Genomic DNA, 12487 nt, shown 5'->3' with positions numbered 1-12487 from the left:
CCATCGTGCGGGCGGTGACTGGTGATACGAGATCAAGAAGAGACGATGAGGCAGCAGGGCGTGCACCCCGAAGACGCGGAGAGCACCTCCGCGGCCTCGTCGCGTCCGGACACCGGCGACAGCGACCCGAAGGACCCGGGCGAGGCTGCGGACGAGCCCACCACGACGGTGGACGAAGAACCCGTTCCTGACACCCACGGACGAGCCCAGAAGCGACTCGATCCGGCGGACGACTGCGGCGACGAGGTCCACAACGACGAGGTCGAGGGCGACGAACCGCTGCTGCCCGCGCGTGTGCACCGTCCGTCCGATCTGATGCGGCTCATGGTCGGCGTCCTCGCCATCGTCGTGCTGCTGGCCGTCGCCGCGTTCGCGCACGGCACCACCTCGGGGCTCGAACAGGACATCAACAAGGGCACCGGCCAGGCACCCGATCTGCTGATCAAGATCGCGGGTCTGGCGTCGAGCATCGCGATCCTCCTGGTGCCGGTCGCCTTCGCGATCGAGCGACTGATCAAGCGGGACGGGCTGCGCATCGCCGACGGCGTGCTGGCCGCGGTCCTCGCGCACGGAGTGACACTCGCCACGGACCTGTGGGTCGCCAAGGGCGCCCCGAACTCCATCCAGGAGGCACTCACCCAGCCCTCGCCGGGTGACATCCACGCCCTGACCGATCCGGTGCACGGCTATCTGGCGCCGGTCATCGCGTACATGACTGCCGTCGGGATGTCCCGCAGACCGCGTTGGCGCGCGGTGCTGTGGGTGGTGCTGCTCCTCGACGCCTTCTCCATGCTGGTCACCGGCTACACCACGCCGTTCTCGATCATCCTGACGGTGCTGATCGGCTGGAGCGTCGCGTACGGGACGCTGTACGCGGTCGGCTCACCGAATGTGCGTCCGACCGGGCGGACGCTGATGGCGGGCCTGCGGCACGTCGGTTTCCACCCCGTCAGCGCGGCCCGCGAGGACACGCCCGACACCACCGAGAACGGCGACCGCGGGCGGCGCTACTTCGTCACCCTGGAGGACGGCCCGCCCCTGGACGTCACAGTGGTCGACCGTGAGCAGCAGGCACAGGGCTTCTTCTACCGAGTGTGGCGCAACCTGACGCTGCGCGGTCTCGCCACCCGTCGCAGTCTCCAGTCGCTGCGCCAGGCCCTGGAGCAGGAGGCGCTCCTCGCGTACGCGGCCATCGCGGCCGGGGCCAACGCCCCGAAGCTGATCGCGACCTCCGAGCTCGGCCCGGACGCCGTGATGCTCGTCTACGAGCACACCGGCGGGCGCACACTGGACTCGCTGCCCGACGAACTCATCACCGACGATCTCCTGCGCGACACCTGGCATCAGGTGCAGGCCTTGCAGTCGCGACGCATCGCACACCGCAGGCTCGCGGGTGACGCGATCTTGGTGGATCGTTCCGGCATGGTGATCCTCACCGACCTTCGCGGCGGTGAGATCGCGGCCGGTGATCTGCTGCTGCGCATGGACATCGCCCAGTTGCTGACCACACTGGGGCTGCGCGTAGGCGCCGAGCGCACGGTGGCGTCGGCCGTCGGTGTGCTCGGCCCGGACGCGATCGCCGACTGCCTGCCGCTGCTGCAGCCCATCGCACTGACCCGCTCCACCCGCGCGACGCTGCGCAAGCTGGCCCGGGAGCGCGCCCAGCGAGAACGCGACGCCGTCCTGGACGCCTCCCGGCAGAACAAGCTCGCCCGCGCGGAACAGACCCAGCACGCCGAGGCCGCGGTGGAAAAGCCCGGCAAGAAGGCCGTTCGCGCGGAGCAGCGGGCCGAGAAGCGGGCGATCGACGAGGCACTGGACGAAGCACGCGAGGAGGATCTCCTCACCCAGATCCGCCACCAGGTACTGCTGATCCGCCCACAGGCGCCGGTCGAACCGGCCCGCCTGGAGCGAGTGCGGCCACGCACACTGATCAGTTTCATCGCCGGTGCCATCGGCGGGTACTTCCTGCTGACGCAGCTCACCCACATCGAGTTCGGGCCCCTCTTCGACAACGCCCAGTGGGGCTGGGTCGCCGCGGCCGCGCTGTTCTCCGCGGTGAGCTACTTCGCGGCGGCGATGGCGCTGCTCGGCTTCGTACCGGAGCGGGTGCCGTTCATGCGGGCCGTCGGGGCGCAGGTCGCCGGCTCGTTCGTGAAGATCGTGGCGCCCGCCGCGGTCGGCGGTGTGGCCCTCAACACGCGCTTCCTGCAGCGTGCGGGGGTGCGGCCGGGGCTCGCGGTGGCGAGTGTCGGCGCGTCCCAGCTGTTCGGGCTCGGCTGCCACATCCTGATGCTGCTGTCCTTCGGCTATCTGACCGGTACCGAGAAGACGCCGTCCCTGTCGCCCTCCCGCACGGTCATCGCCGGTCTGCTGACGGTCGCCGTACTGGTGCTCGTCGTGACGTCGGTGCCGTTCATGCGCAAATTCGTCAGCACGCGCGTGAGGTCGCTGTTCGCGGGCGTCGTACCGCGCATGCTCGACGTGCTCCAGCGACCCCAGAAGCTGATCACCGGCATCGGCGGCATGCTGCTGCTGACCGCCTGCTTCGTGATGTGCCTGGACGCGTCGATCCGCGCCTTCGGCCACCAGCAGCCCACCACGCTCAGCCTCGCCAGCGTCGCCGTCGTCTTCCTCGCCGGTAACGCGCTCGGCTCCGCGGCGCCGACCCCCGGCGGTGTCGGCGCCGTCGAGGCGACCCTCACGGTCGGTCTGATCGCCGTGGGGCTCCCCAAGGAGGTCGCCGCTCCCGCGGTGCTGCTGTACCGGCTGCTGACACTATGGCTTCCGGTGCTTCCGGGCTGGCTGTTCTTCAATCACCTGACCCGCAAGGGCGCCCTCTAGAACCCCGCGCCGACCCTCCCGTACGAGCCCCCCGCGCGCCCTCACCCGCACGGCCCGCGCCCCGAGCGCCCCGCCCCGCACGACCGCAGGATGGGGAGCATGCCGAACCCGTCTCCGCCGCGCGCCGCTGCGCTGGTGCTCTCCGTCGCTGTGCTGTCCACCGTGCTGACGGGTTGCAGCGACGACTCGAAAAGCGAGGACCTGCCGGCCCAGAAGCTGAGCTGGAAGGACTGCCCGGCCCCCGCCGAGTCCGAGGGCGGCGGCAACGCCCCCTCTCCCCTGCCGGGTGGCACACAGTGGCAGTGCGCCACCATGAAGGCACCCCTCGACTGGGCCGATCCCAAGGGCGACACCATCGGGATCGCGCTGATCCGTGCGCGGACGAGCGGCGACCAGAGCAAACGCATCGGCTCCCTCATCTTCAACTTCGGCGGCCCCGGAGGCTCCGGCGTCACCACGCTGCCCGCCTTCGGCGAGGACTACGCGAAGCTGCGCACCCGCTACGACCTGGTGAGCTTCGACCCGCGTGGGGTCGGCCGCAGCGCGGGCGTGCAGTGCGAGGACGACAGCAGGCTCGACGTGTTCTTCCAGCAGGACGCCACCCCCGACGACACCGCCGAGCAGAAGAACCTCCTCAACACCACGAAGACGTTCAACGCGGCCTGCGAGAAGAACTCCGGGCGGACCCTCCCCCACGTGCGCACCACCGACGCGGCCCGCGACATCGACCTCATGCGCCAGGTGCTCGGCGACGCCAAACTGCACTACTTCGGCATTTCGTACGGCACCGAACTCGGCGGCGTCTACGCCCACTTGTTCCCCAAGAAGGTGGGGCGCGCCGTCTTCGACGCGGTCGTCGACCCGACGCAGAACCCGGAACAGAGCGCGCTCGGGCAGGCCAGGGGCTTCCAGCTCGCGCTCGACAACTTCGCCACCGACTGCACCTCGAAGACCGAGCCCTGCCCGATCGGCGACACTCCGCAGGACGTCAAGAACCGCATCGCCAAACTCTTCAAGGACCTGGACAGCAAGCCCATCCCCGGCGTCTTCCCACGCCAGCTCACCCAGACCGAGGCCACCAACGGCATCGCGCAGGCCCTGTACTCCAAGGACTTCTGGGAGTACCTGACGGAGGGTCTGGACCAGGCATACAGCGGTGACGGCAAGGTATTGATGCTGCTGTCCGACTCGATGAACGGGCGCAGCCAGAACGGCCAGTACAGCAACCTCTACGCGGCCAACGTCTCCATCAACTGCGCCGACGAGAAACCGCGGTACACGATCTCCGACGTGCAAGCCGGTCTGCCGGCGTTCCGGGCCGCCTCACCGCTCTTCGGCGACTATCTGGCCTGGGGCATGCTCAGCTGCACCAACTGGGCCGTCCCGGGCGCCGCCGACCACCCGGACGTCAGCGCCACCGGTGCGGCGCCGATCCTCGTGGTCGGCAACACCGGCGACCCGGCCACGCCGTACCAGGGCGCGAAGAAGATGGTGGACGCGCTGGGCAAAGGCGTCGGCGTCGAGGTGACCTACAAGGGCCAGGGGCACGGCGCGTACGACAGCGGGAACAAGTGCGTGCACAACGCGGTGAACGGCTATCTGCTGGACGGGACCGTGCCGCCCGCGGGAACCGTCTGCACCTAGAACCAACGCCATCCCCACCGAGAAAAGCGCAGGTCAAAGGGTTATCCACAGGCGTCCGCGGCGTCGGCCGCGGACGCCTACCATGGCCTGCATGTGATCCGCGACATCCGGCGGACCACGGGCGAGGGGGGGAAGTTCATGACGCGTTTCGCACGGTGGACGGCCGCGGCGGCCGCCGCGTTGCTGGTGGCGGGCTGCGGCAGCGGCTCGTCGGGGGACGGCAAGGACGAGGGGAAGAACAGCGGCCGGCCGTCGACCGGGGCGCCTTCCTCCGGCACCGCCTCGGGGCTGCCCGCCTCGCTCACCTCGCAGAAGCTCGACTGGGGCCACTGCAAGAGCTCCTCCGCGCCGGGCAGCGGCTGGCAGTGCGCGACACTCAAGGTGCCGCTGGACTACGCGAAGCCGGACGGCGAGACGATCGGCCTGGCGCTGATCCGCTCGAAGGCGACCGGCGGCCAGAGCAAGCGCATCGGCTCACTCCTGTTCAACTTCGGCGGCCCCGGCGGCTCGGGCGTCGACACGATGCCGTCGTACGAGAGTGCCGTCGGCCCGCTCCACGAGCGCTACGACCTCGTGAGCTGGGACCCGCGCGGCGTCGCCGCCAGCGAGGGCGTGCGCTGCCGCAGTGACAAGGCGATCCAGGCAGCCGAGTCCGTGGACGCCACCCCGGACGACGCGGCCGAGGAGACCGCGTACTTCAAGGACGCCGCCGACTTCGGCAAGGGCTGCGCGAAGGCCGCCGGAAAGCTGCTGTCACACGTCTCCACGACCGACACGGCCCGCGACATGGACCTGATGCGCCAGGTCCTCGGCGACGGGACGATGCACTACCTCGGCTTTTCGTACGGGACCGAACTCGGCGGCGTGTACGCCCACTTGTTCCCCAAGAACGTGGGCCGTCTGGTGCTGGACGCCGTCGTCGACCCGAGCGCCGACACGGTCGGCCACGCCAAGAACCAGACCCTGGGCTTCCAGCGCGCCCTGGACGACTACCTCAAGTCCACCGGCCAGGACCCCAAGCAGGGCTCCCAGAAGATCGTGGACCTGCTGAAGCGCATCGACGCGAACCCCCTGCCGACGGCCGACGGCCGCAAGCTCACCCAGACGCTGGCGCTCACCGGCATCGTCCTGCCCCTGTACAGCAAGGAGGGCTGGCCCCGCCTGACCAGCGCTCTCAAGGGCGCCGAGGGCGGTGACGGTTCGGGACTGCTGGCCCTCGCCGACGGCTACAACGACCGCGATTCCTCGGGACACTACGGCACGACGACCCACTCCCAACGGGTCATATCGTGCTTGGACGACAAGCAGCGGCCGACCCCCGCGGAGACGAAGAAGCTGCTGCCCGAGTTCGAGAAGATCTCGCCCGTCTTCGGGGACTTCATGGGCTGGGACACCGCGGGCTGGTGCCACGACTGGCCGGTCGCCGGCCAGTACGAGAACCCGGAGGTCAGCGCGCCCGGAGCCGCGCCCATCCTGATCGTCGGCAACACCGGGGACCCCGCGACTCCTTACGAGGGCGCCCGCAGAATGGCCGACGAGCTGGGCCAGGGCGTCGGAGTGGAGCTCACCTGGAAGGGCGAGGGCCATGGCGCCTATGGGAGCGGGAGCGAGTGTGTCGACTCCACGGTGAACAGCTATCTGCTGGACGGGACGGTGCCGAAGGACGGAAAGGTCTGCGCGTCGTAGTGGCGGGTGCGGCCGACGGGCGCGGGCCTGTACCCGCGCCCACACGGCCGACGAGCACTCGGCCGGCGAACCCCGGGCCGACGAGCAACCGGCGGGCGAACCCCCCGCCGGCGAAGACCCGGCTCACGGACGCCCGTTCGGCGAACCCGCGGCCCGCGAGTGACCGGTCAACGGAAAGGGGCCCGGCACGCACGGTGCCGAGCCCCTCCCGAAAAGCCGTTCACGTGGTGCGCCGGCGCCTAGTACACCGGCTTCTCCGGCTCGATCTGATGGACCCAGCCGATCACACCGCCGCCGACGTGCACCGCGTCCGAGAAGCCCGCGGACTTCAGCACGGCGAGCACCTCCGCACTGCGGACGCCCGTCTTGCAGTGCAGGACGATCTTCTTGTCCTGCGGAAGGGTCTCCAGGGCGGTGCCCATGAGGAACTCGTTCTTCGGGATCAGCTTGGCGCCGGGGATCGAGACGATCTCGTACTCGTTGATCTCGCGGACGTCGATGATCTCGATGTTCTCGCCGTCGTCGATCCACTCCTTGAGCTGCTTGGGAGTGATCGTCGAGCCGGCCGCCGCCTCCTGGGCCTCCTCGGACACGACACCGCAGAAGGCCTCGTAGTCGATGAGCTCGGTGACGGTCGGGTTCTCGCCGCAGACCGCGCAGTCCGGGTCCTTGCGGACCTTGACCTGGCGGTACTGCATCTCGAGGGCGTCGTAGATCATCAGGCGGCCGACGAGCGGCTCACCGATGCCCGCGAGAAGCTTGATCGCTTCGTTGACCTGGATGGAGCCGATGGACGCGCACAGCACGCCCAGCACGCCGCCCTCGGCGCAGGAGGGGACCATGCCCGGCGGCGGGGGCTCCGGGTAGAGGCAGCGGTAGCAGGGACCGTGCTCGGACCAGAAGACGGAGGCCTGGCCGTCGAAGCGGTAGATCGAACCCCACACGTACGGCTTGTTGAGCAGGACGCACGCGTCGTTGACCAGGTAGCGGGTCGCGAAGTTGTCCGTGCCGTCGACGATCAGGTCGTACTGGCTGAAGATGTCCATCACGTTCTCGGCCTCGAGCCGCTCTTCGTGAAGGACCACGTTCACGTACGGGTTGATGCCCAGCACGGAGTCACGGGCCGACACGGCCTTGGAGCGGCCGATGTCCGCCTGACTGTGGATGATCTGGCGCTGCAGGTTCGACTCGTCGACCTCGTCGAACTCCACGATGCCGAGCGTGCCCACGCCCGCGGCGGCCAGGTACATCAGCGCCGGCGATCCGAGGCCGCCAGCGCCCACACACAGCACCTTGGCGTTCTTCAGCCGCTTCTGCCCGTCCATGCCCACATCGGGGATGATCAGGTGGCGGGAGTACCTGCGGACCTCGTCTACGGTGAGCTCAGCAGCTGGCTCAACCAGGGGTGGCAGCGACACGGGGACTCCGTTGGTCGGTCAATCACTACAGTTGTTCTCCCCGTAACACTGCCACGCCCTTCTTCATTCCGAGACACCCGTTCCGATCCGCGAGACGATCTCGTCCCAGTAGCCGGGCATCGTCTCCCAGGGGTCGGCCCGTCCACCGTGATCCGTGCGGTCGGTGAAGTAGATCGTCGCGGCGCCCTGCCAGCGGGCGATGCGCAGCGCTTCGTCGAGATGACCGCGCGGTACCCCGTGCACGAAGTGGCAGAAGCGCTCGGGCGGATAGTCGGCGGTCCACTCGGCCACCTGCGACCAGCGGTAATCGCTCCAGGTGCCGGAGAAGGTCACCAGTTGGTCGGCGCTTTCGGCATAGCCGGGGTAGGGGTGGGTGCCGTGACCGAAGACGAGGTGCGCGTCGTCGAGGAGCGTGCGCAGCGCGGTGGCCGCCCGGCGGACCTCGGGGAGCGCGGCGCGCTCGGTGGGGCAGCGGTGCAGGAGGAAGCCACCGACCCGGTACCAGTCGAGATACCGGTGTGCGTCGGAGATCACCTCGGCGAAGGCGCGTGCGCCGTACGTCACGTCCAGGTGCCCCAGGACGCGCACACCCGCGTTGCGGAGTCGGCCGGCGGCCTCCAGGCAGTGCGGGTCGGGGCGGATGCCGGGACCGTTGGCCACGTTCAGGACGGCCCAGTGCACGGGGGTCCCGGGGCGGGTGAGTTCGCCCCACTCGGCCGGAGCGACGAGGGGGTGCGCATAGCCGGGGACGCCGAGGCCGACCCTTAAGTCCGTGCTCGCGATGTCCGTCGCGGCGCTGGTCAGATGCGGCATGCCGCCTCCATCCAGATATCGGCGAGGGATTCCTCGAGGTTGATCCGGGGCCGCCAGCCGAGCCGGTCGCGTGCGGTGCGCACATCGGCCTGCTGCCAGCTGCCGCAGCCGTCCGGGTAGGGGTACGCGACCGGCGCCCCGTGATCCGCTTCGGTGCGGGGATGGCCGATGGCCGACCTCATCGGTCCGGGTGGGCCGTCGAGTTCGTGCAGCGTGCCTCCGTAGCCGGCCACGCGGGCGAGGACGGCGGCGGCGTCGCGCAGGCGGACGGCGCGGCCCGAGCCGATGTTGATGACGCCCTGCGCGGCGGAGAGCGAGGCGGCGTGCACGGCGCGGGCGACATCGCGGACGTCGATGAAGTCGCGCTGGACGCCGAGTCCGCCGAGTTTGAGTTCGCCGTCGCCGGACTGCATGGCGCGGCGCAGGGCCTCGGCGAGGCGGCCGAGCGGGGATCCGGCGGGGGTGCCGGGGCCCGCGGGCGAGAAGACGCGCAGGACGACGGCGTCGAGGCCGGAACCGAGGACCAGTTCGGTGGCGGCGAGCTTGCTGACGCCGTACGGGCCGCCGGGGCGCGGTACGGCGTCCTCGGCCGTGGAGGAGCCGGGCTGGCTGGGCCCGTACTCGGCGCCGCAGCCGATCTGCACCAGGCGGGCACCGCAGCCGCTGCGGCGCAGGGCCTCGCAGACGGTGGCGACGGCGACGGTGTTGTGCCGGGTCAGTTCGCGGGCTCCGCCGCGGGTGGCGCCCGCGCAGTTGATGACGACCCCGGGGTGCACCGCGTCCAGGAAGCGGGTGAGGGCGCCGGGGCTGCCCGAGGCGAGGTCGAACCGTACGTCGGCGTCGTCGCCCCGGCCGAGGGCGGTGAGCTGCACGGCCGGATCGGCGAGCAGTCTGTCGGCGACGAAACGGCCGAGGTATCCGTTGGCTCCGATCAGCAGGACCCTCATCGGGCGGCTCCCGGGGCGGATTCTCCGGTTCGGGAGGTGATCATCTGGCGTTCTCCTTCGGGGTGGTGCCGTGTGTCGGACGGAGCGCCCGCGGTGTCGGCCCCGCGGGAGGGTGCGCCCGGCACGAGGGCTGGACCCTCGGGCGCCGGTCGCGGCTCATGGCGTCCCGCCCGGTGTGGCGTGGGCCGAGGCCCGGGTCAGGGTGCGGGTCGCGTGAATCAGGAGGACGAGCGCCGCCGCGCCGCACACCAGGGCCGGGACGGCACCCGGACCCCAGGCGTCGGCGACGGTCTCGACGGGGGTGGCGACGAACGAGCAGCCGGGCAGGCGGGCCGCGAAGACCGTGGTGAGGGCGGTCACTTCGGCCGCGCCCGCGGCGCCGAGGACGACGGCCGGGGCGTGGGTGAAGCCGCGCGTCGTGAGCAGGCGCGCGAGCAGGAGCAGCGCGCCGAGGGCGCCCGCTCCGACGTACGCGCCGGGCCCGTTGTAGGCGCCGTCGCTCGGCGCCGCCCGGCACAGTGCGAGCAGCGCGCCCAGGGCGCAGAGGAAGAGGGCGAAGACTCCCAGGAGCAGGGGCCGCACGGAGACGGCGAACTCCTCCAGTCCTCGGCTCGTGGTCAGTTTGCGGCGGGCGCCCGCAGTGAAGAGGTGGGCGCACCAGACCGCGGGGGCGCACGCCAGGGCGAGGGCCAGCACGGGTGCGGTGGCGGGGGGCCACGGGCCGTCGGGGCCGCCTTCGATGCCGACGCTCAGCAGTCCGTCGCCGAGCAGGGCGTACGCGATCAGCCAGCAGGTCCAGGCAAGGGTGCCGCTCGTCGTGCGGTGCGTGGTGCCGAGGGGACCTCGGCGCAGCGCGGCACGCAGGCCGAGCGTCACCGCGAGGGTGCCGCCGGCGGCGACCGCGAGGCGCGGCTGCCCTTCGGTGAGCCGCAGCCCGGCCACGGTCGCCGCGCACAGCGCGCCCGGTAGCAGGGAGAGCACGGCCCAGTCGGCGCGCGCGCCGGGGTGTTCGGGGGCCGCGGGCCGCGGCGCCGGGTCCGAGTCGCGGGCCGCGCGCGCGTACATCTCCTCGGCCAGCGAGAACACGTCCCGGTGCCGGAACCGTGCGGCCGTGCGGTCGGTCACCCCGTGTGCCTCCAGGCCCGCCGCGATCTCCAGGGGGTCGACGGCACGCTCGCAGAGTTCACGATGCCGGTGCATCAGCGCCTTCACGGGGTCCACGGCACCGCGGCGACCACCGCCGAGGGACGTGCGCGCGCCCCCCGAGGCACTCCCCGGATCGCCCCCGGCGTCGCCGCGCGCAGCACCCGAGCCGTCCCGTACGAGGTCGCTCATCACGCGCCCTCCCCCGCGGGCAGCGGAACTGTGGCACGCACCGGCGCCCCCGCCGCCCAGCGCGGGCGTCCCATGGCCATGAGGCGGGCCTCGGTCCAGCGACCGGGTACGTGGGCCTCGGCCGGCACGCCGAACGGCAGGGGATCCCCCGCGTCGTCCACGACGAGCCGCCGGACCGGCGCACGCGAGACGATCTCCAGGTAAATGCCGTGAAATGCCGTGATGTTCTGCTCGACCGTGAAGAGTTCGAGGGCTCGCGCGCGGGCCGCCGCGCCCAGGCGCGCACGCCGTTCGGGGTCGCGCAGCAGTGCTACGCACGCCTCGGCGAGCGCCCGCGGATTGCGCGGCGGCACCACCAGCCCCGTACCGCCGATGACTTCGACGACCGCGCCGACGTCCGTGGACACGGTGGCACGGCCGCAGAACATGGCCTCGACCAGGCTGATCGGGAAGCCTTCGACGACGCTGGAGAGGACGACCACGGCGCCGGACGCGTACGCCTCCGCGAGGCTCGGGACCTCCGGGCCGCCGATCTCCTCGAAAGACACCGGGTTGTCGCCGACCGCGTGCACGCCCTCCGCCTCGTCGGGGAAGAGTTGAGCGGCCAGCGCCTTGCAGTGGGCCAGGTACGGCGCGCCCTCCGGCCCGTCGGCGGGCGCGCCGACGATCCGCAGCCGCGTCTTCGGTGCCTCCTTGCGGACCTCGGCGAAGGAGTGCAGCAGTGAGATCAGGTCCTTGGCCGGTTCGATGCGGCCGACCCAGACCAGGGTGTCCGGGGCCACGCACCCGGAGCCGTCGGCCCGCTCGCCCACCTCCGCGAAGCGGGCGGCCTCCATGCCGGGGTAGACGGTGCGCAGTTTGGCGCGGTCGGCGCCGCAGCGCTCCTGCCAGCGGCGCGCGTGGGTGTTGCCGGGCGTGATGAGCGCGGCCCGGCGGTAGACCTCGGCGGCCAGCGCGCCGTGGAAGGCCGCGAGCAGCGCCCGTACCGCGGGGGACTCCTCGGCGGCGGAGGAGGCGAGGTAGTGCGCCCGCAGCTGCACGCCGTACTCCGTCACCAGCAGGGGCACCCCGGCGAAGTGCAGGGCGAGCAGGCCGGGCAGAGCGGCCTCGCCGCCGGCCGCCGCGTGGCAGAGGTCGACCGAGCCGAGCCCGTCGTCCTCGTACCAGTCCAGCGAGAGGGGGCGCAGCGCGCGCTCGACGTGAGCGGCGACGCACAGCAGGTCGGGCACACGCGCGGTACGCGCGGCGCGCAATGCGCCGGGCGCACGGCAGGCGCGCTCCAGGGCGCGCACGGCCCCCTCGGAGCGCAGCGCCCCGACCAGCCCGCCCTCGTCGCGGGCCAGTTCCGCGAGGCCGTACAGCGCACTGCCGAAACGGTCCGCCACCACTCCGCGAGAGGCCTCCGACGCCGTCACACCGCCAGAGACCTCCGATCCGTCGAGGACCGCGGGCGCGGTACACACCGCCGCCGCCAACTCCCCGAAGCACTCGGCGAACCGCCGGCGCGCCCGTCGCCCGTGTACCACGCCGTCGTCCTCGGCCGTCCACAGCGGAGCCGTCCGCACCCGGCTGACCTGCGGCGGCAGCTGGATCCAGCCCTCGTCCTCCTGCCGCTCGCTGCGACTGAGCGCGTAGATGTCGAACTCGTGCTGCCCGAGCCCGCGCACGAGCCGGTCGCACCAGAGTCTGGCGTCACCGCTCACATACGGATAGCCACCCTCCGTAAGCAGTCCGATGCGCACCAGTGCACCCCCGATCTCCCTATGGGGAGCCGCCGTTGACCCGGCGGCTCGCAGCGGG

The 12487-nt window shown here is 71.5% G+C and carries 8 protein-coding genes; 3 read left to right on the top strand and 5 right to left on the bottom strand.

The window, feature by feature from the left end; all coding sequences use genetic code 11:
* Positions 1-45 precede the first annotated feature (45 nt).
* The 3 genes from AAFF41_RS30900 (at position 46) to AAFF41_RS30890 (ending at position 6174) form a co-directional block, all read left to right on the top strand.
* Complete coding sequence (locus AAFF41_RS30900) at positions 46-2844, top strand: lysylphosphatidylglycerol synthase domain-containing protein (protein ID WP_343324966.1); 2799 nt, start codon at positions 46-48, stop codon at positions 2842-2844.
* Between the two features lie 99 nt (positions 2845-2943).
* On the top strand, positions 2944-4488 hold the full coding sequence (locus AAFF41_RS30895; RefSeq protein WP_319746535.1) for an alpha/beta hydrolase: 1545 nt from the start codon (positions 2944-2946) through the stop codon (positions 4486-4488).
* A 138-nt stretch (positions 4489-4626) separates the two neighbouring features.
* Complete coding sequence (locus tag AAFF41_RS30890; RefSeq protein ID WP_343324965.1) at positions 4627-6174, top strand: alpha/beta hydrolase; 1548 nt, start codon at positions 4627-4629, stop codon at positions 6172-6174.
* Between the two features lie 239 nt (positions 6175-6413).
* On the opposite strand, the gene moeZ is transcribed toward AAFF41_RS30890, so the two are convergent.
* The 5 genes from moeZ to AAFF41_RS30865 all read right to left on the bottom strand — a co-directional run bounded on the left by moeZ (position 6414) and on the right by AAFF41_RS30865 (position 12429).
* Positions 6414-7592: an adenylyltransferase/sulfurtransferase MoeZ gene (gene moeZ / locus AAFF41_RS30885; protein WP_343324964.1), complete on the bottom strand. Its 1179-nt coding sequence runs from the start codon at positions 7590-7592 to the stop codon at positions 6414-6416.
* Positions 7593-7655: 63 nt separating this feature from the next.
* The gene (locus AAFF41_RS30880; protein WP_343324963.1) at positions 7656-8405 is read right to left on the bottom strand and encodes a spherulation-specific family 4 protein; all 750 of its coding nucleotides are present in this window, start codon (positions 8403-8405) and stop codon (positions 7656-7658) included.
* Positions 8393-9352 (bottom strand): NAD-dependent epimerase/dehydratase family protein, encoded by a 960-nt coding sequence (locus AAFF41_RS30875; protein ID WP_054228192.1) that lies wholly within the window; start codon positions 9350-9352, stop codon positions 8393-8395. Before AAFF41_RS30875 ends, AAFF41_RS30880 begins: the two co-directional genes overlap by 13 nt.
* A 156-nt stretch (positions 9353-9508) precedes the next feature.
* The gene (locus AAFF41_RS30870; protein WP_343324962.1) at positions 9509-10687 is read right to left on the bottom strand and encodes a hypothetical protein; all 1179 of its coding nucleotides are present in this window, start codon (positions 10685-10687) and stop codon (positions 9509-9511) included.
* Entirely contained in the window at positions 10687-12429 is a 1743-nt protein-coding gene (locus AAFF41_RS30865) for a DUF3492 domain-containing protein (protein WP_319746546.1), read from the bottom strand. Before AAFF41_RS30865 ends, AAFF41_RS30870 begins: the two co-directional genes overlap by 1 nt.
* Positions 12430-12487 lie beyond the last annotated feature (58 nt).

Origin of the sequence: Streptomyces mirabilis (assembly GCF_039503195.1) — a bacterium.
GTDB classification, from domain to species: Bacteria; Actinomycetota; Actinomycetes; order Streptomycetales; family Streptomycetaceae; genus Streptomyces; species Streptomyces mirabilis_D.
This window is presented reverse-complemented; position numbering and strand designations above follow the sequence as displayed.